Annotated in this window: 27 protein-coding genes; 12 read left to right on the forward strand and 15 right to left on the reverse strand. The window is 72.0% G+C overall.

Going from position 1 to position 26,914, the window contains the following annotated elements; translation table 11 throughout:
* Positions 1–2: 2 nt before the first annotated feature.
* Together AB0O36_RS02090 and AB0O36_RS02095 are read right to left on the reverse strand one after the other, a co-directional pair.
* Positions 3–554 (reverse strand): toxin-antitoxin system, toxin component, encoded by a 552-nt coding sequence (locus tag AB0O36_RS02090; RefSeq protein WP_365102730.1) that lies wholly within the window; start codon positions 552–554, stop codon positions 3–5.
* 65 nt (positions 555–619) lie between these two features.
* On the reverse strand, positions 620–1,297 hold the full coding sequence (locus tag AB0O36_RS02095) for a helix-turn-helix transcriptional regulator (RefSeq protein ID WP_365102732.1): 678 nt from the start codon (positions 1,295–1,297) through the stop codon (positions 620–622).
* A 236-nt stretch (positions 1,298–1,533) separates the two neighbouring features.
* On the opposite strand from AB0O36_RS02095, the gene AB0O36_RS02100 reads away from it, so the two are divergent.
* The 3 genes from AB0O36_RS02100 to AB0O36_RS02110 all read left to right on the forward strand — a co-directional run bounded on the left by AB0O36_RS02100 (position 1,534) and on the right by AB0O36_RS02110 (position 6,249).
* On the forward strand, positions 1,534–2,514 hold the full coding sequence (locus AB0O36_RS02100) for a helix-turn-helix domain-containing protein (protein WP_365102735.1): 981 nt from the start codon (positions 1,534–1,536) through the stop codon (positions 2,512–2,514).
* An 86-nt stretch (positions 2,515–2,600) separates the two neighbouring features.
* On the forward strand, positions 2,601–3,953 hold the full coding sequence (locus tag AB0O36_RS02105; RefSeq protein WP_365102738.1) for a 6-phospho-beta-glucosidase: 1,353 nt from the start codon (positions 2,601–2,603) through the stop codon (positions 3,951–3,953).
* 229 nt (positions 3,954–4,182) lie between these two features.
* Complete coding sequence (locus AB0O36_RS02110) at positions 4,183–6,249, forward strand: MDR family MFS transporter (protein ID WP_365102741.1); 2,067 nt, start codon at positions 4,183–4,185, stop codon at positions 6,247–6,249.
* Positions 6,250–6,317: 68 nt separating this feature from the next.
* Here the strand turns inward: AB0O36_RS02110 and AB0O36_RS02115 are convergent, their stop codons facing one another.
* The 4 genes from AB0O36_RS02115 to AB0O36_RS02130 form a co-directional block, all read right to left on the reverse strand.
* Entirely contained in the window at positions 6,318–6,806 is a 489-nt protein-coding gene (locus AB0O36_RS02115) for an NUDIX domain-containing protein (RefSeq protein ID WP_365102743.1), read from the reverse strand.
* Positions 6,803–7,441, reverse strand: a complete 639-nt coding sequence (locus AB0O36_RS02120) for a helix-turn-helix transcriptional regulator (protein WP_365102746.1) — start codon at positions 7,439–7,441, stop codon at positions 6,803–6,805. Before AB0O36_RS02120 ends, AB0O36_RS02115 begins: the two co-directional genes overlap by 4 nt.
* A gap of 91 nt (positions 7,442–7,532) precedes the next feature.
* Entirely contained in the window at positions 7,533–7,826 is a 294-nt protein-coding gene (locus AB0O36_RS02125) for an SHOCT domain-containing protein (RefSeq protein ID WP_365102749.1), read from the reverse strand.
* A 132-nt stretch (positions 7,827–7,958) separates the two neighbouring features.
* The gene (locus AB0O36_RS02130; protein WP_365102751.1) at positions 7,959–8,414 is read right to left on the reverse strand and encodes a DUF6325 family protein; all 456 of its coding nucleotides are present in this window, start codon (positions 8,412–8,414) and stop codon (positions 7,959–7,961) included.
* A 188-nt stretch (positions 8,415–8,602) separates the two neighbouring features.
* Here AB0O36_RS02130 and AB0O36_RS02135 point away from each other — a divergent pair, with 188 nt between their 5' ends.
* From AB0O36_RS02135 to AB0O36_RS02145, 3 genes are all read left to right on the forward strand, one after another.
* Positions 8,603–9,442 carry a class II glutamine amidotransferase gene (locus AB0O36_RS02135; protein ID WP_365102753.1) on the forward strand — a complete coding sequence of 280 codons (840 nt, stop codon included), beginning with the start codon at positions 8,603–8,605 and terminating at the stop codon, positions 9,440–9,442.
* A gap of 22 nt (positions 9,443–9,464) precedes the next feature.
* Positions 9,465–10,103, forward strand: a complete 639-nt coding sequence (locus AB0O36_RS02140; RefSeq protein ID WP_365102755.1) for a DUF308 domain-containing protein — start codon at positions 9,465–9,467, stop codon at positions 10,101–10,103.
* Between the two features lie 150 nt (positions 10,104–10,253).
* Positions 10,254–11,786: an NAD(P)-binding protein gene (locus tag AB0O36_RS02145; RefSeq protein WP_365102758.1), complete on the forward strand. Its 1,533-nt coding sequence runs from the start codon at positions 10,254–10,256 to the stop codon at positions 11,784–11,786.
* Between the two features lie 77 nt (positions 11,787–11,863).
* Here the strand turns inward: AB0O36_RS02145 and AB0O36_RS02150 are convergent, their stop codons facing one another.
* Positions 11,864–12,934 carry an ATP-dependent DNA ligase gene (locus AB0O36_RS02150; RefSeq protein WP_365102760.1) on the reverse strand — a complete coding sequence of 357 codons (1,071 nt, stop codon included), beginning with the start codon at positions 12,932–12,934 and terminating at the stop codon, positions 11,864–11,866.
* Between the two features lie 75 nt (positions 12,935–13,009).
* Between AB0O36_RS02150 and ligD the strand changes: the two genes are divergently transcribed.
* The 3 genes from ligD to AB0O36_RS02165 all read left to right on the forward strand — a co-directional run bounded on the left by ligD (position 13,010) and on the right by AB0O36_RS02165 (position 16,698).
* Entirely contained in the window at positions 13,010–14,035 is a 1,026-nt protein-coding gene (ligD, locus tag AB0O36_RS02155) for a non-homologous end-joining DNA ligase (RefSeq protein WP_365102763.1), read from the forward strand.
* Positions 14,036–14,203: 168 nt separating this feature from the next.
* Positions 14,204–15,070 carry an alpha/beta hydrolase gene (locus AB0O36_RS02160; RefSeq protein ID WP_365102765.1) on the forward strand — a complete coding sequence of 289 codons (867 nt, stop codon included), beginning with the start codon at positions 14,204–14,206 and terminating at the stop codon, positions 15,068–15,070.
* A gap of 242 nt (positions 15,071–15,312) precedes the next feature.
* A complete protein-coding gene (locus tag AB0O36_RS02165) occupies positions 15,313–16,698 on the forward strand; it encodes a DHA2 family efflux MFS transporter permease subunit (RefSeq protein ID WP_365102768.1) in 1,386 nt (461 codons plus the stop codon).
* Positions 16,699–16,701: 3 nt separating this feature from the next.
* Here AB0O36_RS02165 and AB0O36_RS02170 read toward each other — a convergent pair whose 3' ends face one another.
* On the reverse strand, positions 16,702–17,370 hold the full coding sequence (locus AB0O36_RS02170; protein WP_365102771.1) for a TetR/AcrR family transcriptional regulator: 669 nt from the start codon (positions 17,368–17,370) through the stop codon (positions 16,702–16,704).
* A gap of 216 nt (positions 17,371–17,586) precedes the next feature.
* On the opposite strand from AB0O36_RS02170, the gene AB0O36_RS02175 reads away from it, so the two are divergent.
* Positions 17,587–18,393, forward strand: coding sequence for a VOC family protein (locus AB0O36_RS02175; protein WP_365102773.1), 807 nt, complete (start codon positions 17,587–17,589; stop codon positions 18,391–18,393).
* Between the two features lie 95 nt (positions 18,394–18,488).
* Positions 18,489–18,743, forward strand: coding sequence for a WhiB family transcriptional regulator (locus AB0O36_RS02180; RefSeq protein WP_365102775.1), 255 nt, complete (start codon positions 18,489–18,491; stop codon positions 18,741–18,743).
* Between the two features lie 13 nt (positions 18,744–18,756).
* Here AB0O36_RS02180 and AB0O36_RS02185 read toward each other — a convergent pair whose 3' ends face one another.
* The 7 genes from AB0O36_RS02185 to AB0O36_RS02215 form a co-directional block, all read right to left on the reverse strand.
* Positions 18,757–19,260 (reverse strand): hypothetical protein, encoded by a 504-nt coding sequence (locus tag AB0O36_RS02185; RefSeq protein WP_365102776.1) that lies wholly within the window; start codon positions 19,258–19,260, stop codon positions 18,757–18,759.
* A gap of 77 nt (positions 19,261–19,337) precedes the next feature.
* Positions 19,338–19,937 carry a hypothetical protein gene (locus AB0O36_RS02190; protein ID WP_365102778.1) on the reverse strand — a complete coding sequence of 200 codons (600 nt, stop codon included), beginning with the start codon at positions 19,935–19,937 and terminating at the stop codon, positions 19,338–19,340.
* Positions 19,934–21,064, reverse strand: a complete 1,131-nt coding sequence (locus tag AB0O36_RS02195; RefSeq protein ID WP_365102781.1) for a hypothetical protein — start codon at positions 21,062–21,064, stop codon at positions 19,934–19,936. Before AB0O36_RS02195 ends, AB0O36_RS02190 begins: the two co-directional genes overlap by 4 nt.
* A complete protein-coding gene (locus tag AB0O36_RS02200) occupies positions 21,057–21,371 on the reverse strand; it encodes a hypothetical protein (RefSeq protein ID WP_365102783.1) in 315 nt (104 codons plus the stop codon). The genes AB0O36_RS02195 and AB0O36_RS02200 overlap by 8 nt, the downstream gene beginning before the upstream one ends.
* 127 nt (positions 21,372–21,498) lie before the next feature.
* Complete coding sequence (locus tag AB0O36_RS02205) at positions 21,499–22,470, reverse strand: acyl-ACP desaturase (protein ID WP_365102785.1); 972 nt, start codon at positions 22,468–22,470, stop codon at positions 21,499–21,501.
* Between the two features lie 229 nt (positions 22,471–22,699).
* A complete protein-coding gene (locus AB0O36_RS02210; RefSeq protein WP_365103262.1) occupies positions 22,700–24,337 on the reverse strand; it encodes an ABC-F family ATP-binding cassette domain-containing protein in 1,638 nt (545 codons plus the stop codon).
* 398 nt (positions 24,338–24,735) lie between these two features.
* On the reverse strand, positions 24,736–25,152 hold the full coding sequence (locus AB0O36_RS02215; RefSeq protein WP_365102788.1) for an SsgA family sporulation/cell division regulator: 417 nt from the start codon (positions 25,150–25,152) through the stop codon (positions 24,736–24,738).
* 493 nt (positions 25,153–25,645) lie between these two features.
* Between AB0O36_RS02215 and AB0O36_RS02220 the strand changes: the two genes are divergently transcribed.
* A complete protein-coding gene (locus tag AB0O36_RS02220) occupies positions 25,646–26,641 on the forward strand; it encodes an oxidoreductase (protein ID WP_365102791.1) in 996 nt (331 codons plus the stop codon).
* The last annotated feature ends 273 nt before the right edge of the window (positions 26,642–26,914 follow it).

Raw genomic sequence — 26,914 nt, forward strand, 5'->3', positions numbered from 1 at the left:
GATCAGCCCCGGGGTCCTCGGTAGCCCAGCGACGCCTCGATCCGGTCGGCCAGTTCGTCGCGCTGCGCCGGAGCCCGGTAGCAGGCCGGACCGGCCAGCCAGGCCCGGCACTTGCTGCCCAGGAGCAGGCCGAAGGTCTCCGCCTCGGTCTCCTCCCGTACGTCGGCCCGGGTGCGCGCGGCGACCCGGCGGACGGTCTCGCTGATGTCGGCCTCGTCGGACAGCAGGCGCGCGGCCACGGCCGCCCCGTCCACGTGGTGGCTGCAGTGCCCGGCCTTCATGTGCCACAGCTCGTGGCCCAGGATCACCAGCTGGTGGTCGGGCGCGGTGCGTTCCTCGATGACGACCAGGTCCCGGTCCGCCATGTCGAGCCAGAGGCCACTGGCCGTGCCCGGGGGGAACGAGGCCATCCGGAAGTCCACCCTGCGGCCGCGGTGCCGGCTCATGCCCGCGCACAGGGCGGCGTAGAGGTCCACTGGTTCGACGGGGGCGGACAGCCTGATGCCGGCAACCAGCTCTCCGCACAGCCGCCGCTGCTCTCTGCCTATGCTCACCGTTCTCCCCGTCGGAGCGGATCCGGATCAGGATTTGAAGGATCAGACCCAGACGTTCGACTGGGTCAGGATTCGGTCGTTTTGACGCTTTCGAGTAGCAGGTCCAGCCACTCGGTCACCTTGTCCCGGTGTTTGTCGCTGGGAAGTTGGGCGGCCCGCCAGGCGATGCCCCGGACCCCGTGGTTCTGGAGCAGGCGGGCCAGCGGGTCGTCCGCGGGCCCGGAGGCCGCGGCGCGCGCCCTCTCCCTCTCCCGCTCGCGGTCCGCGAAGTCCTGGAGCAGCTGCTGCTCGGTGCGGAGCAGCGCGTCGGTGAGGGCGTCGGCGTCGTGCGCGGTGAGGAATCCGGCATGGACCCCGAAGAAGCGCTGGATGGCGTCACAGTGCTCCATCGTGGGGCGCCGGTCGCCGTTGATGAGGGCGCCGGCCTGCTGGCGGGACATCGCCGCTCCGTCGGCGATCTCCTGCTGGGTGTACCGGCGGCCGTTGGGTTTGACCCGGGTGCGCCGGAGCAGGTCCAGGCGCTGCAGGAACCGGGTCTGCAGATCTGCTTCACCGGCCGTCCTGCCGTCGAGCAGGGCCTTGACCACGTCGGCCGGCACACCGGACGCCTCCGAGAGCCGACGCAGGTCGAAGACCTCGGCCTGGTCGCGCCCGAGTTTGTCCGCGAGTTCGGCGACGCGCGCGGCGGTGGCTGCCAGAGGCACGGTGGCCACCGCCCCGGGAGCCGGGAAGCCGTCTGTCACCAGTGGTTCTCCTAGATCGCGCGAGTTCGGTTCGGACACGTGGTTGGCCCCTGGAGGCTAGCCGGTCAACCATCCTAGGGCTAGAACTTGCCACAGCTGTGGCGTGATTCTGCTGTCAAGGGGCTGGAATTGCCACAATAGTTGACACTCGAATGACGTGGGTAGCAGGATCGCCACACGGAAACGAAGATCCAGACCGCGAGAAGGGGGAGCTCTCGGTGCCACATCTCGCAGCGGTGAGCCCATCCAACGGCCTCTCCCACACCCCGACGGGTGAGGACATCCCCGTGGGCGACGAGCCCGTACGGGGCGCAGTGCGGCTGGAACGCCGCAAGGAGCTCCTGCGCCGACGCCGCGAGGAACTGGGGCTCAGCCAGGAGGACATGGCCTCCCGCCTGCGCATCAGCGTGCGTGCGTACGGCAACTGGGAGCGCGGACTCGTCAAGGAGTGGACGGACCGCAAACTGCTCGCCCTGGCCGAAGCGCTGGAGATGAGCGAGCGCCAGTGCTTCTGGCTGTTCCGCGTGATGGTCGACCGCGACCCGCCGCCGACCTGGCGGGCCCCCGAGGAGAACCGCCTCCCCCAGGACCCGGTGCAGCGCGACTACCTGCGCGACTACGCCGCCCTCATGGAGTCCGTCCCGTACCCGTCCTTCCTGGTCGACCACCGCTGGGACGTGGCCCTCACCAACTCCGCCTTCGACCAGCTGTTCCAGGCCGTCCGCCCGCACCCCACCGCACTGCCGGACGACAACTTCCTGCGGTTCGTGCTCTTCCACCCGGACGCCGCCGCCGTGCTGGAGGACCACGAGCCCTCCTGGTGCGTGCCGCTGCTGGCCCAGTTCGCCACCGCGCTCGCCGCGAGCCCCGAAGACGAGGGCCTGCGCAGCATCCGCCAGGAAGTGGCCCGCGACCCGTTCATGGAGGCCGCCTACCGCTACGGCGTGCCGCACTGGCTCAGCACGTACGGCGCCGAGGCCGCCGAGCGCGACGCCGCCGTCCTCGCGGTGCGCCACCCCGACCCGAGCCGCGGCGTGGTCCGCTGCCGGGTGGTGTGCGAGAACAGCCGCATGCTGGACGCGATGGGACTCACCCGGATCACCCTGGTCCTCTCCACCCCGCAGGGCAACGCCCCCGGACCGGCCCCGATCGCCCACGGCACCCAGCAGCAGACCGACCGCCGGCTGCGCGCCGTGCCCCCGCTCGCCGACCACTAGCTAGGTCCCGTCCGGCGGATCATGACCCTCACCGGCCGCCGCGTGAGCGAGACTGGTGCCGCTGTGGACGAAGGGTGGTGGGGACCGTGAGGCTGACGATCCTGGGCGGGGGCGGATTCCGCGTCCCGCTGGTCTACCGGGCCCTGCTCGGCGACCGGGAGGAGGGCCGGGTCACCCACGTCACCCTCCACGACCACGACCCCGCCCGGCTCGACGCCATCGCCCGGGTCCTCGCCGACCAGGCCCGGGGAGTGCCCGGCGCGCCCGCCGTCACCGCCACCCGCGACCTCGACGAGGCCCTGCGCGGCACCGACTTCGTCTTCTCGGCCATCCGGGTCGGCGGACTCGACGGGCGCGCGACGGACGAACGGGTGGCCCTGGCCGAGGGCGTGCTGGGCCAGGAGACGGTGGGCGCCGGCGGGATCGCGTACGGCCTGCGGACCGTGCCGGTCGCCCGCGAGATCGCCCGGCGCATCGCCCGGACCGCGCCCGACGCCTGGGTCATCAACTTCACCAACCCGGCCGGGCTGGTCACCGAGGCCATGCAGGAGACCCTGGGCGACCGGGTCATCGGCATCTGCGACTCCCCGGTCGGCCTCGGCCGCCGGATCGCCCGCGCGCTGGGCGCCGCCCGCCCCGCCGAGGCGTGGATCGACTACGTCGGCCTCAACCACCTGGGCTGGGTGCGCGGCCTGCACATCGGGGGCCGTGACCTGCTGCCCGGCCTGCTGGCCGACGACACCGCGCTGGAGTCCTTCGAGGAAGGCAGGCTGTTCGGCGCGGAATGGCTGCGCTCGCTCGGCGCCGTCCCGAACGAATACCTCCACTACTACTACTTCAACCGCGAGACGGTCCGTGCGTACCGGCAGGTCGAGCAGACCCGAGGAGCCTTCCTACGCGACCAGCAGGGCGCCTTCTACGCCGGCACGGACCGGGCGGACCTCGCGGCCGGCGAGGCCCTGGCCTCCTGGGAGCGCACCCGCGCCGAGCGGGAGGCCACGTACATGGCCGAGAACCGGGAGACGGCCGGCGCGGGCGAGCGGGCGGCCGAGGACCTGGAGTCCGGCGGCTACGAGCAGGTCGCCCTGGCGCTGATGCGGGCCATCGCCCGGGACGAACGGGCCACCCTGATCCTCAACGTCCGCAACCGCTCCGTGCTGGGCGTGCTGGACGAGGCCGCGGTGATCGAGGTGCCCTGCCTGGTGGACGCGAACGGCGCCCATCCGTTGGCGGTCGCACCGCTGCCGTACCACGCGGTGGGCCTGGTGACCTCGGTCAAGGCGGTGGAGCGGGAGGTGCTGGCGGCGGCCCGCAGCGGCTCCCGGGCCACGGCCGTCAAGGCGTTCGCCCTGCACCCGCTGGTGGACTCGGTGAGGGTGGCCGGACGGCTGCTGGACGGGTACCGGGCGGGTCACCCGGAGCTGGCCTACCTGCGCTGACGGGGGCGGGCGCGGGAGCCCGACCGCCGCACCCCGCGCCGGTGTCCGACGCACGCACCGGCGCAGGGTGTCCGGCGTACGCACCGGCGCAGGGTGCCCGGCGTACGCATCGGCGTCGGCGTGCGGCGTACGCACCCGCGCCGGTGTCCGGCCCGCACACCCGCGTACGCATCGGCCGTACGGCGCAGCGCCGCGTGCGGCGGAGCCGGAAGGCTGTGAGAGTGCCGGTGTGACCACTGCCCCGGCCGTCGCCGCGGCGCCCCCCGTGCTGGACCGGCGGCGGCGCAACGTCGTCTTCGGCACGATCCTGCTCGGGGTCCTGCTGGCCGCCCTCGACCAGACCATCGTCGGCACCGCTTTGCCAACGATCGTGGCAGACCTGGGCGGGGCCGCCCACATGTCCTGGGTCGTCACCTCCTACCTCCTCGCGGAGACGATCGCCACCGCGCTGGTGGGCAAGTTCGGCGACCTGTTCGGCCGGAAGGTCGTCTTCCAGGTCTCCGCCGTCGTCTTCATCACCGGCTCGTTCCTGTGCGGACTGGCCGGCAACATGACGATGCTCATCCTCTGGCGCGGCCTGCAGGGCGTCGGCGCCGGCGGCCTCATGGTCACCTCGATGGCCCTGATCGCGGACGTGGTCCCGCTCCGCGAACGCGGCAAGTACCAGGGCGCGCTCGGCGCCGTCTTCGGCGTCGCCACCGTCATCGGCCCCCTGCTGGGCGGTCTGTTCACCGACCACCTGAGCTGGCGCTGGTGCTTCTACGTCAACGTGCCCATCGCGGTCCTGGTGGTGATCACCGCCGCCCGGACCATCCCCTCCGTACGGTCGGCGAGCCGGCCGGTGATCGACTACCTGGGCATCGCGCTGGTGGCGATCGGGTCCGGCGCGCTGATCCTGGCCACCAGCTGGGGCGGCAACGAGTACCCGTGGGGGTCCCCGGTCATCGTGGGCCTGCTCGCCGCCGGGGTGCTGGCACTGGCCCTGTTCTGCCTGGCCGAGACCCGGGCCGCCGAACCCATGCTGCCCATGCGGTTGTTCCGCAACCCGGTGTTCTCGGTCTGCTCGGTGCTCAGCTTCGTTGTCGGTTTCGCCATGCTCGGCGCGATGACCTTCCTGCCGACGTACCTGCAGTACGTGGACGGGGACTCGGCCACCGTCTCCGGCGTACGCACCCTTCCGCTGGTCATCGGCCTGCTGCTGGCCTCGGTCTTCAGCGGCACCGTCACCGGCCGGACCGGGCAGTACCGGGTGTTCCCCATCGTCGGCACGGTGGTGATGGGCCTCGGGCTCTACCTGCTGTCCCTGATGGGCGCGGCCACCAGCGCCTGGCTGGAATCCCTGTACATGTTCGTGCTGGGCACCGGCATCGGCCTGTCCATGCAGGTCCTGACGATCGCCGTGCAGAACACCGTCGACTACGCCGACCTCGGCACCGCCACCTCCGGCGTCACCTTTTTCCGCACCCTCGGCAGCTCCTTCGGCACGGCCGTCTTCGGCACCCTGTACGCGGGCAGCCTGGAGCCCGCCCTGCGGTCCGCCGTCGCCGAGGCCGCCCGGAACACCGGGACGGACCCGGCGGCACTGGCCGGGGCCGCGCAGAGCCCGCAGGGCGTGCACGCGCTGGAACCGGCCGCCGCCGCCCCGATCATCGGCGCCTACGCCGACGCCCTGCACACCGTCTTCCTGTGGACCGTGCCGGTCGCCGTCGTGGGTTTCGTGGTCGCGCTGTTCCTCAAACAGGTCAGACTGCGCGACAGCGCCCGGGTGTCCTCCACCGACCTGGGCGACGGCTTCGCCTCGCCGGCCTCCGCGTCCGGGGACTCGGCGAAGCTGCTGGAGCTCGCGGTCGGCAAACTCATCCGGGGCATGGGCACGGACACCGCCCGCGCGATCGTGAACTCCTCCGACACCCGCCTGGACATCGCCGGCGCCTGGGCGGTGATGCAGGTGGACCTGCTGACCCGGACCGTCGGCCACGCGTCCCTCGGGCTGGTCGCCGGGCGGCGCTCGGTGCCGCCGGAAGTCCTGCTGCCGGTCTTCGACCGGATGGTCGAGGAGGGCTACCTCAGCCACGAGGCCACGTACTTCTCGCTCACGGAGGCGGGGCGGCGGGAGGCCGCGGTGATCTCCGACGCCTGGGCGAAGTGGCTGGGCGACCGGCTGGAGAAGGACCGCGGCCGGCCGCGCAGCGCCGAACTGCGCGCGGCGGCCGACGCCATTGCCAAACGGCTGCTCGCCGAGGACCTCGGCGAGGGCAACTTCGCGCCAAGGGTGGTGGCGACGGCGAACCGGTGAGCGGCGAAGCCGCCCGGACGGCGCGCCCAGGGCCTGTCCCGCGGCACCGACCTGTCCGGACAACACACCTAGCGGGTGGGGTAGCCGTACGAGGGCACCTCGGGGAGGGCGGTCAGGTCCGGGCGCCAGGTGCGGAGGACGCCCGCCGAGGGGGCGTACAGGGCGTGCGGGATGTCCTCCGGTGCGAACCAGTCCCAGTGGGCGATCTTGTGCGGTTCGGTCACGGCCGGGGTGCCCTCGGCGGCCTCGGTGACCGCGGCCGCCGTGACCCGGGTGATGCCGGCCACCGAGTCGATCCGCACGGCGAGCACCCGGACCGCCGACGCGTCCACGCGCAGGGCGGTCTCCTCGGCGAGCTCGCGGGCGGCGGCCTGCTCGAAGCCCTCCCCGGGGTCCACCTTGCCGCCCGGCAGCTCCCAGCGGCCGTCGTGGGCCCGGCCGAGCAGCACACGGCCGTCGGCACCCAGCACGATCAGGCCGACCCCCACCACGGCGTGCGGCGTGGGGTCGGCCCGTTCGGCGCGCTGGCGTTCCGGGTGCGGCGGTTCGGTCGTCATCGGGGTCCGGGTCCTTCCCTGCGGTTGCGGTCCTTCGGCCGGGCCCGGACGTGCATGCGCTCGCCCTGCGGCCCGAACAGGCTGATGAATTCCACCGGCTGTGCCCCGGCGTTGAAGAAGATGTGCGGGGTCCTGGTGTCGAACTCGGCCGCCTCGCCGGCGCTCAGCTCCAGGTCGTGCTCGCCCAGCAGCAGGCGCAGCCGCCCGGACAGCACGTACAGCCACTCGTACCCCTCGTGCACCTGCTGCTCGGGCAGGGGCGTGCCAGGGGGCGTCGGCGGCAGGATCGTCTTGAACGCCTGCATCCCGCCCAGGCTGCGGGTCAGCGGCACATGGGTGCGGCCGTTGCGGACGACCGGCTTGGCCCGGACCCTGGGGTCCCCCGTCTCGGGGGCGCCGACCAGCTCGTCCAGCGCGACCCGGTGCGCCTTGGCGAGCGGCAGCAGCAGCTCCAGGGTGGGACGCCGCTGCCCCGACTCCAGCCGGGACAGGGTGGAGAGCGAGATGCCGGTGGCCTCGCTCAGCCGGGCGAGGGTGGTGCCGCGCGCCCGGCGCAGGGCCCGCAGCCGCGGCCCCACGCCGGTCAGGACTTCGGCGAACCCCTCGTCCCGTGCGTCGTCCTCGTCATCAGCCATGATCCCATTTGCCACTCCGGCAAGCGGGTGTGTCAACCGCGCGGGTGCCGGGCCGGCCGCTCGCGGCCTGGTTCCGGCCGCTCGTGGCCGGTCAGCTGCTGAGGATGCGGGCCTTCTGCGCGGCGAACTCCTCCTCGGTGAGGATGCCCTGGTCCTTGAGCTCGGAGAGCTCCTTCAGCTGGCCGATCTTGTCGTCCATGCCGACCGCGGCGGGAGCGGGGGGCGGGGGAGGAGGGGGCGGGGGAGGCGGGGCGGCGGCAGCGGACTGCTCGGCCGCCTGCTGCGACCAGCGGCCGGCCTGCCGGCGGGATACACGGTTGGAGACGGCGGTGGCCGTTCCGGCGACGACGGCGGTGCGTGCGACGCCGCGGAGGAGTCCGGGCATGGTTGCCTGCCTTGGTCGGAGCGGATGGATCGGAATCAATTACGGAGGGCGTCTGCCCCGGAAGGGAGGGTGTCAGCCCCGTCAGGGAGGGTGTCAGCCCCGTCAGGAGGGGGCAGCGCCCGCAGAAGCGCGTCAGCCCGCGGCCTCGAGCGCGTCCAGGGCCTCGATCACGTCCTGGACCGGAACGCGCCCGCTCGCGATCAGCCTGGCGTCGGCCCGGCGCAGCGCGGCGGCCAGGGGCGCGGCCCACAGGTTCTCGTAGAGGAGCACGGCCGCGGAGTCCCCCGGCTGGAGGAGGGATCCGGCCTCGTCGAGCTCGTCGTCGCCGATGAGCCCGGAGGCGACGCCCTCGAAGACGGTCAGGTCGAGCTGCCCGTCGCCGTTCACATCGGCGAGTTCCAGGCCGCGCACCGAGCCGTCCTCGTCCTTCATGAAGAAGGCCAGGTCGAGGATCCGGATGATGCCGCGGTCGACCAGGTCGATCAGCAGCGGCATTCCCTCACCGGTCAGGTGGCTGCCCGGGAACTCGACAACCAGGTAGTCGATGGGACCCACCTCGTGGAGCGGGTCGGTGGTTTCACTGGTCACGTCAGCTCCTGTCGCAGGGCCCGGAAGGACACCGGGGCGCCTCACACGGCCACGAGCGTAGGCACGGGCCCATCGGTGGGGGATCACCCTCGGCGGGTGATGCACGGCCCCGGGCCCACGCCGATGCTCGGAGCACGACCCTCGCGGCCTTCATGCCCCTCACGACCACGGAAGAGGAGTGATCGACCATGTGCCGGTGGCTCGCCTACTCGGGGACACCCCTGCTCCTCGACATGCTCCTCTACCAGCCGAAACACTCCCTGATCGACCAGAGCCTGCACGCCCGCATGGGCGTCGAGACGACCAACGGGGACGGGTTCGGCATCGGCTGGTACGCGCCGGAGTCCGGCAACGACACCCCGGCGATCATGCGCGAGATCGGCCCCGCGTGGAACAACCGGAACCTGCACGAGATCGCCCAGCACGTGAAGTCCCACATGCTCTTCGCACACATCCGGGCCTCCACGGGCACGGCGGTGCAGCAGACGAACTGCCACCCCTTCCGGCACGGCCGCTGGATGTGGATGCACAACGGTTCCATCGCCGGCTTCCACGAGATGCGCAGGGAACTCTGCCTGGCCGTCAGCCCCATCCTCTTCCTGGACATCGAGGGCACCACGGACTCGGAGCTGATGTTCTTCCTCGCCCTGACCTTCGGCCTGGAGGACGACCCGCCGACGGCGGTGGCCAAGATGGTCGGACTGGTGGAGCGCACCGGCCGCGAGCACGGGATCCCCGCCCCGATGCAGATGACCGTGGCCGTGACGAACGGCACGACGCTGTGGGCCTTCCGCTACGCCAGCGAGGGCACCGCCCGCTCGCTCTTCTACAGCACCAGGGTGGATTCCCTGCGCGCCCTGCACCCCGAGGCCACGATCCTCCAGGAAGTGTCCGACGAGAGCCGGCTCGTCGTCTCCGAGCCCCTCGGAGACCTTCCCGGCGCCTGGAACGAGGTGCCGGAGCACAGCTACGGGATCGTGCACGAGGGCCAGGACTCACTGCACCCGTTCGTCCCACTGACGGCCTGACATCCACGACGGAGGAGGAACCATGTCCATGCCTCGACAACCGGAGCCCGGTCAGGGACCGGAACCGCCGCCCGAACGCGCCTTCGAGGAAGTGGCCGAGGCCGTACGGACCGACCCGCTCGACAGCCTGTCGGTGCTGGGGGCCTCGTGGAAGTGGGCCCTGGGCTCGGCGCTCGTGACCCTGATCGCCGGCATCCTGATCCTGGTCTGGCCGAACGAGACCCTGCACGTCCTGGCCATCCTCATCGGCCTGTACCTGCTGGTGGCGGGCGTGTTCCGGTTCGTGTCGGCGTTCTCCCGGGGGGAGCACGGCGAACGGTGGCCGACGCTGCTCGCGGCCGTGGTGTTCGTCGTGGCCGGAGTGCTGTGCCTGCGCGGACCCCAGCAGACCATCACCTTCCTCGCCCTCCTCGTCGGCGTGGTGTGGCTGGTCTCCGGCATGCTCGGCGCCTGCCGGGCGGTCGTCAACAAGGACCTCCCGCACCGCGGCTTCACCTTCGCCATCGCCCTCCTCGGCGTCGTCGCGGGCATCGTCGTGCTGTGCCTGCCGATCGAGTCCGCCGTCGCCCTGACCCGGCTGCTGGGCCTGTGGCTGCTGCTGCTCGGCGTCGCGGAGCTGGTCGGCGCGTTCGCGATACGTTCCGCCCTCCGCCGCGCGTGAGCCGCCGGACGCTCCGCCCCGCCGGGCCGGGAGGGGTGCCGTACGGCCGGACCCGCACTCGCGGGTTTCGGCCACGGTGGCGGAGCGCAGGCTCTGGCGGTCGGATCGTCGTACGGCCCCGGGGACGCCCAGGGGGACAGGGGGGACGCCATGGCACACGTGCTGGTGATCGGAGGCGGTGTCGGAGGGCTCGCCACCGGGCTGCTCAGCGCCCGGCACGGACACACCGTCGAGCTGTTCGAGCGGGACAGCCGCGCCCCGGGCGCCGCACTGGACCGGGACTTCTTCGGCTGGCGGCGGACGGCCGTCCCGCAGGCCGTCCAGCCGCATGTGATCCTCGGCGCCGCACGCCAGGTGCTGCGCACCGAACTCCCCGACGTACACGCCGAGATGCTCCGGCTCGGGGCGACCGAGCGGCACGAACTGGACTGGTTCGACGAGCGGCCGGCCGCCCGTCCCGGCGACGAGGACCTGGTCATGCTGCAGGCCCGGCGGATCGTGCTGGAGAGCGCGCTCGTCTCCGCCCTGCGGGCCGAGAACGGCGTGGTCATCCGCCACGGCGAGCCGGTGGAGGGCCTGTTGACGGCCGCCGCACGGCCGGCCGCGGAGGGCGGGGGCGCCGGGGTCCGGGGCGCAGGAGGTGAGGACGCAGGGGGCCAGGTTGCAGGGTTCCAGGCGGCCGGGACCCCGGCGGCCGGGATCCGGACGTCCGGGATCGGGACGTCCGGGATCGGGACGTCCCGGGTCCAGGTCACCGGTGTGCGGACCGCCTCCGGCTCCTACACCGGCGACCTGGTCGTGGACGCGGCGGGCCGCCGCGGCGCGGCCGACCGCCGCCTCGCCGACATCGGCTGCCGCCCGCCCGTCGTGGAGCGGCACCCCACCGGACTCGCCTACTTCTGCCGCTGGTACCGGCTCCCCGCCGGACGCGCGGAGGGCCCGCGCCGGCCGTGGGCGGTCACCGGAGGCACCTTCGCCGGTTGCGCGGTGTTCCCGGCGGACAACCGTACGTTCGCGGTCACCCTGATCGTGCACACGGAGGATCCGACCCGTTCCGCCCTCCGCGACCCGGCCGTCTTCGAGGCGGTCGCCCGCACCTTCCCGCCCGGTGCCGCCTGGCTCGCACTCGGCGCCGAGCCGCTCTCCGGCGTAAGGGCCACGGCCGGCCTGGACAACCGGTGGAGCGCGCTGGTCGACGAACACGGTCCCGTGGTCAGCGGGCTCGTACCGGTCGGCGATGCCCTCACCCACACCAACCCGACCCTCGGCCAGGGCATGTCGCTGGCCCTGTGGGCGGCGCAGCGGGTCGCCCGTACCGCCCACCTCGACCCGGGATCGGAGCGGTACGCCGCCGACCACCACGCCTGGTCGGTGCGCACCGTCAAGCCCTGGTTCGACTTCCAGGTCACCGCCGACGCGGCGATCGGCGAACGGTGGACGACCCGGACCGTACGGGCCGGTGCGGCGCGGGATCGGGCCGCGCTGTTCGACTGCGCGCTGGACGATCCCGAGGTGATGCGGGCCCGCGCCCGCGTCCGGCACCTGTTGGAGTCGCCCGAACGCGCCTATGCCGACCCGGACGTCCGGGCCCGGGTGGTGCGCTGGCTGGCCGCCCGGCCCGGCTACGTCCCGAACACCGGCGGGCCGAGCCGCGGCGAATGGGAGAAGCTCACGGGCTGCTGAGCGACTGCTCCCGGGCGCGCGAGCGGAAGGTGCGGCGCCGGGCGTCCGGCGGCGCACCGACCTTCACGCGCGGTCCCTCACGCGCCGTCCCCGCCGAGGATCGCCGAGAGGTCGTAGCGGACGACCTCCTCCAGCTGGGCGTACGTACAGCTCTCCGGCGTGCGGTCCGGGCGCCAGCGGCGGAACTGCGCGGTGTGCCGGAAACGGTCGCCCTCCATGTGGTCGTACGCGACCTCGACGACCCGCTCGGGACGCACCGGCACCCAGGACAGGTCCTTCTTCCCGGTCCAGCGGCTCTGCGCACCGGGCAGCCGGGCGCTCTCGTGCGCGGCCTCGTCGGCCCAGGCGGCCCAGGGGTGGCCCGTGGCGTCGGCCATCCGGAGGGGTTCGAGCTCCTCGACGAGCTCGGCCCGGCGCTTCATGGGGAAGGCGGCGCAGACGCCCACGTGCTGGAGCGCGCCGTGCGCGTCGTGGAGGCCCAGCAGCAGCGATCCGACAATCGGACCGCTCTTGTGGAAACGGTAGCCCGCGACGACGACGTCGGCCGTACGTTCGTGCTTGACCTTGAACATGAGGCGGGCATCGGGCCGGTAGGGGAGATCCAGGGGCTTGGCGATCACCCCGTCCAGCCCGGCGCCCTCGAACAGCTCGAACCACTCCTGCGCCAGCGAGGCGTCGGTGGTCGCGGGCGCGAGGTGGACGGGGGGAATGGCGGTGGACAGGGCTTCCACGAGGGCGGTACGGCGCGCCGCGAGCGGGGTGTCGAGCAGCGCCTCGTCGCCGAGCGCGAGCAGGTCGAAGGCCACGAACGAGGCGGGCGTGGTCTCGGAGAGCATCTTCACCCGGGACGCGGCGGGGTGGATCCGCTCGGTCAGCCGGTCGAAGTCGAGCCGGTCGTCGTGCACGATCACGATCTCCCCGTCCACGACGCAGCGCTCGGGCAGACTCTCCCGGACCGCTTCCACCAGCTCCGGGAAGTACCGGGTCAGGGACTTGCCCGTCCGGCTCCCGAGCTCCACCTCGTCGCCGTCCCGGTGGACGATCGACCGGAAGCCGTCCCACTTGGCCTCGTACTGCATGCCGGGCGGGATCTTCGCCACGGATTTGGCGAGCATCGGCTTCACGGGAGGCATCACCGGCAGATCCATGCCCCCGATTCTGCGCCGTTCGCTCCGCGCCCGCCCGGTGTGCGGGCCGCGACGGACCCGCCTAACGTGGCGCTCATGGGTGCTGCCGGCAATGCCATCGAGCTCGACGCGGACGGGCGGCCGGTACGGCTGTCCAACCCGGACAAGGTGTACTTCCCGGAGCGGGGGCTCACCAAGCTCGACGTGGCCCGGTACTACCTGTCCGTGGCCGGCGGCATCACCCGCGCCCTGCGCGATCGCCCGACGACCCTGGAGCGCTACCCCGACGGTGTGGAGGGCGAGTCGTTCTTCCAGAAGCGCGCTCCCAAGAACCTCCCCGACTGGATCCCCACCGCGCACATCGCCTTCCCCAGCGGCCGCACCGCCGACGAGATCTGCCCCACCGAACCGGCCGCCGTCCTGTGGGCCGCCAACCTGGGCTGCCTCACCTTCCACCCGTGGCCGGTGCGCCGGGAGGACACCGACCACCCCGACGAGCTGCGCATCGACCTCGACCCGCAGCCCGGCACCGACTTCCACGACGCGGTGGCCGCCGCCCACGAGCTGCGCGACCTGCTGGACGGGCTGGGCCTGCGCGGCTGGCCGAAGACCTCCGGCGGGCGCGGGCTGCACGTGTTCGTTCCGATCGAGCCGCGCTGGACCTTCACCGAGGTCCGCCGCTGCGCCATCGCCATCGGCCGGGACCTGGAACGGCGGATGCCGGGCCGGGTCACCACGGCCTGGTGGAAGGAGGAGCGCGGCGAGCGGATCTTCGTCGACTACAACCAGACGGCCCGCGACCGCACGATCGCCTCCGCCTACTCGGTCCGCCCCCGCCCGCACGCCCCGGTCTCGGCCCCGCTGCGCTGGGACGAGATCGACTCGGTGGAGCCGCGCGACTTTGACATCGTCACCATGCCGGCCCGCTACGCCGAACTGGGCGACCTGCACGCGGACATGGAGGAGCACGCCTTCACCCTCGACGGTGCGCTGGAGCTGTCCGAACGCCAGGAGCAGGACCACGGCCTGGGCGACATGCCGTACCCGCCGGACTACCCGAAGATGCCGGGCGAGCCCAAGCGGGTCCAGCCGAGCCGCGCGAAGCGCGAGACGAAGGACTGACCGGCCGGGACGGGTCCGTGAGGGACGATGGGCGCGATGTGCGCGCTACGTCCGAGCGCGCAAGCGCCCATGCCCCCAAGCGCCCAAGTGCGTGTCCCAAAAAATGCACGAACGATCGTGCTAATATCTCGCCATCCTGCCACTATGAGGAGATCCGGAGAGCCGGACATGCGTACCGTCGCTGCAGTCCTGAGCACCACCCTGAACCTCGCCTCCCGCCTTCCCCCCGCCCTCGCCGGGCGCATCGCCTTCCGCGCCTTCGTCCGCCCCCTGGGCCGGTCCCGGTTGCGGCCAGAGGAAGAGCCGGTCATGGACCGGGCCGCCGTCGGGAAGATCACCGTGAACGGCGTGGACGTCACCACCTACCGCTGGGGCGACGGACCCCGGCCGGTGCTCGTGGTGCACGGCTGGTCCTCGCGCGCCTCCCGCTTCGCCGGGGTCATCGAGGCCCTGCGCGCCCAGGGCCACACCGTCGTCTCCTTCGACGCCCCCGGACACGGAGCCTCCGGGGGCCACGCCGCCAGCGTCTTCGACCTGCGCGCCGCCATCCGCGGACTGCACGCCGAACACGGCGACTTCTCCGCTGTCGTCGCCCACTCCATAGGCGTGCTCGCCACCTTCTTCTCCCTCCGCGACGGCGTGCGCGCCGACCGGGTCGCCGCCATCGGCGGCGTGGCGCACTTCGACTACCTGCTCGACGGCTTCTGCTCCGCCCTCGGGCTGGGCAGCCGGGTCCGGGAAGCCCTGCTGCACCACGTACGGCACCGGCTGGTGCCCGGCGAGACCGACATCCGGGAACGCCTGGACGCCTGTTGGCGCCCGGAAGGCATGCCCGCACCGGTCCTGCTCGTACACGACACCGAGGACGACACCGTCTCCGCCGACCAGTCCCGCGCCATCGCCGCCGCCTTCGGCCCGCGTGCCCGCCTCGTCGTGACCACCGGCCTCGGACACCGCCGCATCCTGGGCGATCCCGAAGTCATCGCCCAGGTAGCGGAGTTCGTGGGAGCCCGAACCGGGGCGGGCGCCCGATGAGTACGCCGACACGCCGCGGAACGGCCGAGGAATCGCACGAGCCGCGCAGGACGGGCACGCCGTCGAAGCCACGGCCGTCAGAGAAGCCGCGGAGATCGGGCATGTCGAGGGACAGGTCGAGGGACAGGTCCAGGGGCAGGTCGAAGGACAGGTCGAAGGACAGGTCGAGGGAGCAGACGCCGCCGGCGGGCGCCGTCCCCGGCCGGGCCGGCACGGGGGTGCGGCCCGGCGGGATCCTCGCGGTGGCCTCCGCCGTCACCTTCCTCGCCTTCCTCGACGCCACCGTCGTCAACGTCGCCTTCCCCGACCTGCGCGCCGCGTTCCCGCAGGTCACCCTGCCCCGGCTGACCTGGGTGGTCAGCGCCTACGCCGTCCTGTTCGCGGCACTCCTCGCCGCCGCGGGCCGGCTCGCGGACACCCTCGGCCGGCGCACGCTCTTCCTCGCCTCGACGGCCGCGTTCACCGCCACCTCGGCGGCCGCCGCACTCGCGCCCGACGCCGACCTGCTGATCGTCGCCCGTGCCCTGCAGGGCGCTGCCGCGGCCGGGATGATCCCCGCCGCGCTGGGCCTCGTACTGGCCCACACCCCGCCCGCCCGCCGGGCCGCCGCACTCGGCACCTGGGGTGCCGCCGGTGGACTCGCGGCCGCCGTCGGCCCCAGCGCCGGCGGGCTGCTCGTCGAACTCCAGGGCTGGCGGGCCATCTTCCTCGTCAACCTCCCCATCGGCCTCGCCATCCTCTGGGCCGCCGCCCGGATCCTGCCGCGCGAACCCCGGCCGCCCCACCGGCTGCCCGACCCCGTCGGCACGCTCGCCCTGGTCCTCGGCATCGGCGGAACCGTCGCCGGGTTCACCCAGGGCGAGGACTGGGGCTGGACCGACCCGGCCGTGCTCGGGCTCCTCGGCGCCGGCGTGCTGTGCACCGCGCTCGCCCTGACCCGCTCCCGCCGTCACCCGGCTCCGGCCGTCGACCGCGACCTGTGGCGGGACCGGGTCTTCGTCCGCGCCAACCTCACCGCCCTGCTGTTCGGCGCGGCGATGTACGCGTGGCTGCTGACCGGCCCCTCGTACCTGATCGCCCGCTGGGACCACTCCGCCCTGCAGGCCGGGCTCGGGGTCACCCCGGGCGCCGTCCTGGCGATGGCGGGTGCCCTGGTGGTGGGCCGCCGGGTCCCCGCCCGGCTGCAGGGCGCGGCCGTGACCACCGGAGCACTCCTGTTCGCCGCCAACGCCCTGCTGCTGTGGGGGTGGGCCGACGCGTCCACCTCCTACGCCCAGGTGTTCCTGCCCGCCGGGCTGCTCGGTGGTCTCGGCATCGGCATCACCCTCACGGCCCTGTCCACCGCCGCCTCCGCGACCCTGCCGCCCCAGCGCTTCGCCGCGGGCACCGGCCTGCTGATGACGGCCCGCCAGCTCGGCGGGGCACTGGGCATCGCCGCCATGGCCGGCCTGCTGACCGGCGGCCGCGACGACCACTGGGAGCCGGTCTTCCTCATGACCGCCGTATCCGCGCTCGCCGCGGCGGCCGTCGGCCTCTCGATGAGACCGGGACGGGCGGCTGGACAGGCAGGAGGAGTGGGACGGGCAGGAGGAGTGGGACGGGCGCGGGGGTGGTCGACGCGACCGTAGGGATCAGGCAGCAGTCGGCCCCTGCGGCCGGTCGGGCATGACCGGCAGCTCGTCCGGGGCGGCCGCGACCGAACGGAGCCGGGCGAGGATTCCCCGCTCGGCCCGTTCGTAGGCCGCACCGTTCTCGAACAGCACGGAGTGGGCGTTCGCCAGCTCCATCAGCGCGATGATCTCGAAGGCCGTCTGCGGCAGCTCGTCCGGGCCCAGCCCCGGCCGGAGGTCACCGGCCGTACGGGCCTCGTCCAGCACCCGCTCGATGTAGCGGGTCCAATCGGTGCGGGCCTTGGCGATCTCGTCGCGGACGGGGCCGGGGCGCGCGTCGTACTCGGCGGAGACCCCGTAGAAGAAGCAGCCGCCGGGGAAGATCCGGTGCCTGGAATAGTCCAGCCAGAGCTCGCAGAGCCGCCACGCCTTGGACAGTCCGGCCGGCTCCTCGCGTACGGGCCGCACCACCTGGCCGACGAACACCTCCACGGCCGCCCGGACGGTCGCGAGCTGCAGGTCCTCCTTGGATCCGAACAGGGCGAACACGCCGCTCTTGCTCAGCCCGAGGTCGGTGGCGATCTTCCCGAGGGAGAGCCCCTCCAGGCCGTCCACGGACGCGATGCTCATCGTCCGCTCCAGCACGGTCCGCCGGGTCTGGTTCCCGCGCTCCACGCGTCCGTCTGCCATGTGGACATCTTACCGAACGCACGGTCGTTCACTCTGTTGAGGCGGCCACGGCCCGCGCACCCGCGACCCACCCCATTGTCAGTCCCGAGTGCCATGCTCATAGGAGGGGCGTAAGGGGACGCGGGCGGGGGGACTGGCTCGGGAAGGACTCAGGAAAGGCCCGGGAGGTGCTCGGGAGGGACTCGGGAAGGGACTCGGGAAGGAGCTGAGCGGATCATGCTGACCACGGATTACAAGGACGGCGCGCCCAACTGGGTCGACGTGACCGCGCCGGACATCGCCCGGGCCGCCGGGTTCTACCGGGAGCTCTTCGGCTGGGAGTTCCACCAGGGCGGCGAGGAGATCGACGGCTACGGCACGTTCAGGCTGTACGGCAGCAGGGTCGCCGGCGGCATGACCCTGCCCGAGGATGCGGCGGCCGAAGCGTCCTGGACGGTCTACTTCCAGAGCCGGGACGCGGACGCGACGACCGCCGCGGCGATGCGCGCGGGCGGTGCGGTGCTGATCGCGCCGATGGACGTCGCGGACCACGGCCGGGCGGCCGTCCTCACCGACCCGGCGGGCATCGCCTTCGGCATCTGGCAGCCCGGCCGTACGAAGGGCCTGGACGCGGTGGTGGATCGGGGCGCGCTGTCGTGGACGGAGCTGTACACGCCGGACGTGGCCGGGGCGGCCGGGTTCTACGGTGCGGTCCTCGGCTGGCAGATCACCGAGGCCGAGCTGGAGGGCGGCACGTACACGTTCGCCAGACCGGCCGGTTCCGCCCCGACCGCGGACACGGGATTCGGCGGCATCGTGTCCGTCCACGCCGACCCGGCGGAGGACACCGGGCGCCCGTACTGGACGCCGTACTTCGAGGTCGCCGACTGCGACGCGACCGCGGCGCACGCGGAGGAACTCGGCGGCAAGGTCCGCCTCACCCCCGTCTCCATGGAGGGCGCGGGCCGCTTCGCCAAGCTGGCGGACCCGAACGGGGCACGATTCGCAGTGATAGCCACCGCCACACCGCAGGCGGGCCCCTGATCCGGATGGCTGATGGCGTGCTGGTCGTCCGGGTGATGGACGGCTGTTGATCAGACGTTGATGAGACGTACATCCATGGCGGCGAGCATCTGGGTATGCCGATGAACACGACCGCTGCGGAGGCAGCGCCACGCACTGCCTGGTACGAACTCGCCCTGTGCGCCGAGACCGGCTCGGACTTCTTCTTCCCGGAGCCGGGGACGTCCCTCCGGGACGCGAAGCGTCTGTGCGGGGCGTGCGAGGGAAGAGCCGGCTGCCTGGAGTACGCCCTCGCGAACGACGAACGCTTCGGCGTGTGGGGCGGACTCTCGGAGCGTGAGCGCTCGTTGCTCCGCCCCCGCCGCAGCTGACCCCGCCTCCCGGCTAGGTCTGAGTCCCCTTCCCACTACGCCGCCGCACGAGCCCGACGCGCACCGCCAGCGCATCGGGCTCGCCGCCGTTCCCCCCACCCCAATGCCCTGCGGGCATCCTGTGCGGCACGACCCGCACGGGGGCGTGCCCTCCGATGGGCGACACGACCCCGCCGTAGCGGGCGTCTCCCGCAAACCAGATGCGGGGCCCATCGAAGGTGACCGGAAACGGGAACACCCGGAAGGTCGGGGTGTAGTCGTCCCGAAAGATAATGGTGACGAGCGTGGGGTTGCCAGCATTGTGGGGCAGGACTTCGTACGGAACCTCATTCCAGGGGTAGTTCTGGAGCACGGATGCAACCCTTTGGCGCCGAAGAAATGCCGTCACCACCGCCGGTGCGAAGACGACTGCGGACATGATGATGCCCAGACAAGCGATGTCGACGACTGCAGGAAGCGCGAAGGGCAGCAGGGTGCATGCTGCGATAGCAGCACCGGTTGTTGTGATCAGCCACATGGCACGACGACGTGCCAGCCTGGCATAGCCGTCAGCAGTGGGAGGGTGATCCCACGCTGTCTTGACGAGAGGGAGCATCAAAGCAGCAGCTCCGAGATGCGTGAGGTTTGAGCGATCGGTGTTGGGTCGGTGAACGAGGCTGTGTGGATGATGGCTTCAAGCATGTCGGTATATGCCTCTTTGTACTCCGTGGAGGCGCTTGTCAGGTCGAAGATCAGCACGTGTTGGCCGTCAGGATGTGCCAGCGCCGCTCGGGATTGGAATACGGCGCGTTCCAGTTGTTTAAGCGCCAATGTTCCGGTTGCCAGGCAACAGGAAGGAGACAACGGGAGATCGACGAAGCGGCAAGTCGATTCCTCCCAGAGTGGCGACTTCGCAATGCCAAGCGCGATGCGTGCCACGGCGAGCTGGGCGTTTCCAGCAGGCGTGCGCCGACAGGACAGAGAGAACAGTGAACTGCAGAGGCCGGAAGTATCGTCAGGATGTAAGCCGATCGCAGTATGCAGGACCTGCTGCTGTGCAAGAGAATCCAGTTGCTCAAGTAGCTGTGCAACTTGCAGTTGTGCCAGGCCGCTTGCCAGCGCTGCCGTCCCTTCCAGGGCGGGGCGATCATCCGGTCCAATGTCGTAGAAGCCCGGTGGGAGTCTGAACCAGAGAGGCGGGAAGGCGTCGTTCACAAGCCCCTCATTACTGCCCACGCGGTCGAGGCCTTTGCTGCGGCGGCGGGAGCGTCCTCCAGAACTCCTCGCGTCCCGTCCACTGTTGTGGACGTCTGCTCAACAGCATCTTTCGGGCCAAGGATGTAGCCGCCGCCAGCCGTTAGGGCACCTGTAGCGGGAACGGCGACACTGACGAAGTCCTTCGTGCCGGAGCTCGCGTTCCTCAAGGCCCACTGGCTCAGCGGGTTCTCAACCCGCCGGATCGTCTCGCCCTCGGTCCAGGTCGTTCGGGTGAACGATCGTGCCCCGTCCCCGAACGCCGTCAGGCCACTCGCTTCCGGCACCGCCATGCCCGCGCGTGTTGCCGCCACGCCCGCCTTCGCGCCGGTGGCGATCGCGGCGACGCCCGGGACCGCGCCCAGGCTGTCGCCCAGCAGGGTCACGCCGCTCTTCCAGAAGTCCGCGTCGAATTCCCCTTTGGTGAAGCCGTCCTTCAACGGCTTGCGGAACTTCGGGTCCGACGTGTGCATGGCCAGCGCGGCCAGGCTCAGGCCGCTGCCCACCAGCATGACCGCCAGCGCAGCGGGCGGGCAGACGAAGGCGAGGCCCGCGCTGACGAAGCCCAGGACCGCGGACAGGTTCGACAACGTGTCCGCCGGATCGTCGACGATCTCGCGCCAGATCCGCTGCAGCGCGCCCGGTTCCTTCGGCGCCAGCCGGTCCGTGGCCGAATCCAGTGCTTCGGCGACCCGCCGCGCGTCCGCCGCGTGCTGGCCGCGGAGCTCCTGGCCCAGTCGGCGTGCATCGGCCAGCTCGTCCGGGGTGGTGGCCGCGGCCGCCATGGATTCGTAGCGCGCGCCCAGCGCCTGGTGTGCGGCCAGCGCGTCGTGCCAGGAGGCCAGGCGCCGGCCCGCCTCGGCCAGGGAATCGTGTGCCGAGCGCAGGTAGCGGGGGAGGTCGTCGGACAGGACCTCGCGGAAGGCCGTCGCCGCCTCGCCCTGCCATCCGTCGCTCCGCGACACCAGCGCGTCGACCACGCGCGCCGCCTCGCCCAGCGACGAGGCCGACGTACGCAGCTTCGCCGCGAGGGCCAGTACGGCCGGCGGGGAACCCGGGGCCGGGTCAAAGCCGAGCGCCTCACCCATGCTCGGCCCGCCCTGCCGCGGAGGCGCGTACGAAGGCGTCGCGGATGGCCGTGTCCAGCGCCCGGTACTCCGCCGCGCTGCCCTTCACGCCCTCCCGGACGGCCTTCACCCGCTGCGAGAGCTGCTTCGCGCCGTAGGCCCACCGTTTCTGGAACCGGTCGCAGGCCGCGTCCAGCTTGGCCGTGCCCAGCTGGTCGTCCCGGACGTGGTCCAGGGCGCGGCGTGCGTCCCGCAGCGCGGTCAGGGAGGTGTCCAGGGACTGGGTGAAACGGGTGAGCTGGTCGTAGTCCGCCCGGAGAGTGGTCATGGCGGTGAAGCCTGGCAGAGCTACGGCCGGACGGCGGAATCCCCGTCACCCCCAAGGGGGACGGGGATTCGGCCAGGTCACACCGGGTGAAGCGTCACACCGGGTGAAGCGAGGCGTGAAGGAGTCGTCAGCCCTTGCGGGCCGCCAGACGGGCCTGGCGCGCCGCCAGCTTCTCGTCGAACTTCGTGGCCTCCGCGTCCAGGCCGTCCATGTACAGCCCGAGCTCGTCCTGGGCCTGCCGGCCCTCCGGGCCGAGGTCGGGGATCTCCATGACCTTGAGGAAGCGGAGGACCGGCGCCAGCACGTCGTCGTGGTGGATGCGCAGGTTGTAGACGCCGCCGATGGCCATCTGCGCGGCCATCCGCTCGAAGCCGGGCATGCCGTGTCCGGGCATCCGGAAGTTGACCACCACGTCGCGGACGGCCTGCATGGTCAGGTCCGGAGCGATCTCGAAGGCCGCGCCGAGCAGGTTCCGGTAGAAGATCATGTGCAGGTTCTCGTCGGCCGCGATGCGCGCCAGCATCCGGTCGCAGACCGGGTCGCCGGACTGGTGGCCGGTGTTCCGGTGCGAGATGCGGGTGGCGAGCTCCTGGAAGGCCACGTACGCGATCGAGTGCAGCATCGAGTGCCGGTTGTCGGACTCGAAGCCCTCCGACATGTGCTGCATCCGGAACGCTTCCAGCTTGTCCGGGTCCACGGCGCGCGAGGCGAGCAGGTAGTCGCGCATCACGATGCCGTGACGGCCCTCCTCGGCGGTCCAGCGGTGCACCCAGGTGCCCCAGGCGCCCTCGCGGCCGAAGAGGGTGGCGATCTCGTGGTGGTAGCTGGGCAGGTTGTCCTCGGTGAGGAGGTTCACCACGAGGGCGATCTTGCCGATCTCGGTCACCTTGGACTGGCTGGGGTCCCAGGCCTCGCCGTCCTCGAAGAACCCGGGGAAGTTGCGGCCGTCGCCCCACGGCACGTACTCGTGCGGCATCCAGTCCTTGGTGATCTGCAGGTGCCGGTTGAGCTCCTTCTCCACCACTTCTTCGAGCGCGTACAGAAGCTTCGCGTCGGTCCACGCCTCCGAGCTGCCGAGGTGGGGAGAAGTGATCGTCACGGGTGCTCCTGGGGGGACAAGCGAATTACCTACGGTTCCGTAGCCTACGAACCCGTAGGTTAAGCATGGCGTCAAGGGCGGCCAAGTCCGGCCCACCGCTATGTCCCTTTACATTCTGTTATGTATGCAGGTGAGGGGGCGTCCGGACGGGCGAAAATGAGACGCGCCCGTCCGGTCCACCGATTACGTCATGTGGTCACCCTTTGGTTGCCGTGTGTTGCCACCTCCGTCAGGCGTCCCACAGGGAGGCCCGTACGTCCTCCGCCGTCGTCGGCCGGAGGCCGCCGTCGAGCAGCAGCCACCGTGTGATGCCGATCGACTCCAGGAACGGCACGTCATGGCTGGCCACGACGAGCGCCCCTTCGTAGGACTCCAGCGCGTCCGTCAGCTGGCCCACGCTCGCCAGGTCCAGGTTGTTCGTCGGCTCGTCCAGCATCAGCAGCTGGGGCGCGGGATCCGCCAGCAGCAGTGCCGCCAGCGTCGCCCGGAACCGCTCACCGCCCGAGAGCGTGCCCACCGGCTGCTCCGCCCGTGCGCCCCGGAACAGGAAGTGCGCGAGGCGCGCCCGGATCCGGTTGTTGGTGGCCTCGGGCGCGAACTGCGCCACGTTGTCCACCACCGACAGTCCGTCGTCCAGCAGGTCCAGCCGCTGCGGCAGGAATCGTGCCGGAACATGGGTGACCGCCTCGCCCGCCACCGGTTCGAGCAGCCCGGCGATCGTCCGGAGCAGGGTGGTCTTGCCCGACCCGTTCCGCCCGACCAGTGCGATCCGCTCCGGTCCGCGCAGGTCCAGCTCGCCCGGGACAGCCCGTACGCCGCCCGCGTGCGCGAGTTCCAGCTTGCTCAGGGTGAGTACGCGCCGGCCCGTGGGCACCGCCGTGGCCGGCAGCTCGATCCGGATCGCGTCGTCGTCCCGCACCGCCTCGACCGCCTGGTCGAGCCGCTCGCGCGCCTCGGCCAGCCGCTCGGTGTGCAGGGTGCGGTGCTTGCCGGCCGACTCCTGCGCGGACCGTTTGCGGTTGCCCGCCACGATCGGAGGGACGCGGCCGTTCTCCTCCATCTTCTTTCCGTAGCGCTGCCGGCGGGCCGACTTCATGTGTGATTCCGCCAGTTCGCGCTTCTGTCGCTGTACGTCGGCCTCGGCGACCCGGACCATCCGCTCGGCCGCGGTCTGTTCGGCCGCGACGAACTGCTCGTACGCCGTGAAGTTGCCCCCGTACCAGCGGACTTCGCCCTCGCGCAGCTCGGCGATCTGGTCAACCCGCTCCAGCAGTTCACGGTCGTGGCTGACCACGACCATCACTCCGGACCAGGAGTCCACCGCCGAGTAGAGCCGCCGCCTGGCCCGCAGGTCCAGGTTGTTGGTGGGCTCGTCGAGGAGGAGTACGTCGGGCCGCGCGAGCAGCAGCGCGGCCATGCGGAGCAGTACGGACTCGCCCCCGGAGAGGTCCCCGACGGTGCGGTCCAGCCCGATCCGGCCCAGACCGAGCCGGTCGAGCGCGGCGTGCGCCCGCTCCTCGACGTCCCAGTCGTCGCCGACCGCGGCGAAGTTCGCCTCGGTGGCCTCGCCCGCCTCGATGGCGTGCAGGGCGGCCCGGGTGTCGGCGATGCCGAGCACCTGGTCCACGCGGAGGGCGGCGGCGGTGGAGTCGAGGGCGATGCCCTGGGGGAGGTAGCCGACCGTGCCGGTGACGGCGGTCCGGCCGTCGAGCGGCCGGAGTTCGCCGGCGATGAGCTTCAGGAGGGTGGATTTGCCACACCCGTTGAGGCCGATCAGGCCGGTGCGGCCGGGGCCGACCGTGAGGTCGAGGCCGTCGAAGACGGGGGTGCCGTCGGGCCACTCGAAGGAGAGGGAGGAGCAGGTGATGAAGGTGGCGTTGGCGGGGGCCTTGGCATGGGCCTTGGCGTGGCTGTTGCCGTTTCCGCCGCTGTTGCTGTTGCTGTTGCTGTTGCCGTTGGTGTGGGCGTGACTCATGGAGGTCTCCAGGTTGCGTGAAGGGTGAACTGCAACGTGGGGAGACACCGGCGGGAAGGGAGGTGTCTCGAACCTCAGAAGAGCAACGTCCTACTCCATTCGAAGGGGAGGTGGTGGCTCTTGTGAACTTACGGGCGGCTTGCGACCGCCCGCAAACGATTTACGGGGAGGGGAGCGGGTGGGTGCGGGAGCGCAGGGCGGGCGGGTGAGCGGCCGTGGGTGAGCGGCCGTGCGGCAGAGGCCGTGGGTGAGAGGCCGTGGGTGAGTGGCCGTGGGGCAGGGGCCGTGGGTCAGCAGGTGCCGCGCATCAGCTCGGCCAGGCTGTGGTCCATGTCCAGGTAGAGGTGCTCCATGCCCGGGGGGACCACCGTGCACGAGCGGTCGAGGAAACGTCGCAGCGCGACGGTGTCCATGAGCACGATCGCCACGCCTTCGGGAGCGTGGAACTCCACCACCGTCCGGCCTCCGCCGTACGGCCGCACCCGGACGTCGCCGTGGCCGGCCGGGCGGTCGAGACCGGTGGTCAGCAGGTCGCGAGCGAACGTCCAGGACACCTCGATCCCTTCGAGGGTCGCGGGGGCGGGGAAAGCCATGTGGAGCGCGAAGGGGTCCGAGCGGTCGTAGCGGAGAGTGACGGGAACGGTCTCGACCTTCGGCGCGGTGGCGACCAGTCGGGCCTCCACGGCCTGCTCGATGACAGTGATCATGGCTCGCTCCCTTGCAGCGGATCGGCTCCGGGCGTGGGGTGAGGCCCGGCATCCGGTTAGACGCTGGATCTGCCGGATCCGTGCATGCGAGGGGTGCGTGACCTGCGTCACCGAATGGCCGGATGTGGCCCGTGCGATCGCACAGAGTAATCGGCGGGTGGCCGGGTTGGGCCCCGGCGCCCGGTGAGGGGCGGGGGCGAGGTGCTGAATTACGGCCGATTCGCGATCACTCCACAGGCCCAAAGCGGTGGCCGGAGGCACCCTGGACGTGGATCTCCGGGGTGCGTTAGCTTCCGGCGCCATGAGACTTTCGGGAGTTGGGGTTGGCATGTGCGCGGCAATGCTGGCCGTGGGGCTGCTCACCGTGCCTGCGGCACGGGCTGACGAAGGGGCGCGGGGAGGGAGCCGGGGCGCGAGCCAGGGGCAGAGCCCGGGCCAGGGGCACGGCCTGGGGCAGGGCCTGGGGCGCAGTGCTGTTGACCTGGCGGACGGATTGGCTGCCGGGAGCCGGGCCGGGGGCGTCGGATGGGCGGTGAAGGCGACGGGGACGGACGCCCGCTTCCGCGGGCTCGCCGCGGTGAACCGGTCCACGGCCTGGGTGTCGGGTTCCAAGGGCACCGTGCTGCGCACGGCGGACGGCGGGCGGAGCTGGCAGAACGTGTCACCGCCGGGTGCCCAGGGCCTTGAACTGCGCGACATCGAGGCGTTCGACGCACGCCGCGCCGTCGCGCTGTCCATCGGTGAGGGCGAGGACTCGCGCATCTTCCGCACGGAGGACGCGGGCGCGACGTGGACGGAGAGCTTCCGTAACCCTGACCCGCGGGCCTTCTACGACTGCCTGACGTTCTTCGACGCCCGGCACGGCCTGGCCATGAGCGATCCCGTGGACGGCAGGTTCCGCATCCTGTCGACGCGAGACGGCGGGCGCAGCTGGAACGTCCTCCCGAACGACGGCATGCCGACCGCCCTGGCGGGCGAGGCGGGCTTCGCGGCGAGCGGGCAGTGTCTGGTGAGCTCGGGACCGCGGGACGTGTGGCTGGCCACGGGCGGTGGCGCGGTCGCGCGCGTCATGCACTCCGGTGACCGGGGGCTCACGTGGACGGTCACGGACGCGCCTGTGCCGGGCGGCGATCCGGCGAAGGGGGTCTTCGGACTGGCCTTCCGCGGTGGCCGGGGACTGGCGGTCGGCGGTGACTACCGTACGGGCCAACCGTCGCCGCAGGCTGCGGCGACGACGGCCGACACGGGCCGGACCTGGCGGCCGTCGTCGGCACCGCCCGCGGCGTACCGCTCGGGCGTCGCCTGGCTCCCGTTCCTGCCGCCGGCCGCACTGACGGTGGGTCCGACGGGCACGGACATCACGCTGGACGGCGGCAGGACCTGGTGGCCGCTGGGCGACGAGGGTTCGTTCGACACGGTGGACTGCACGGATACCGCGTGCTGGGCGGCGGGCGAGAAGGGGAGGGTGGGGAGGCTGGAGGTGCGCTGAGGAAGGACGGGGGTCGGGCGGGGTCAGGGCGACCGGACTCCGGCTGGCGGGACCATCACGCCTGGCGGGGTCGGGGCGACCGGACTTCGGCTGGGCGGGATCATCGCGCCTGGTGGGGTCGGGTGTGTGCCGGTGCTCCGCTGGGGCGGAATCAGGTGGTGCCCGGGGGTGGCCCGTCAGTCCCAGTGTCATTACGGGTCCGTCAGTCCTGTCAAGGGCGCTCCTTCGTCGCGTCGCCCGGAGGGCGATGGCCCGTTGGGCCACCCGTGACAG

Source organism: Streptomyces sp. NPDC089799 (assembly GCF_040684755.1).
In the GTDB taxonomy this organism is placed as follows: domain Bacteria; phylum Actinomycetota; class Actinomycetes; order Streptomycetales; family Streptomycetaceae; genus Streptomyces.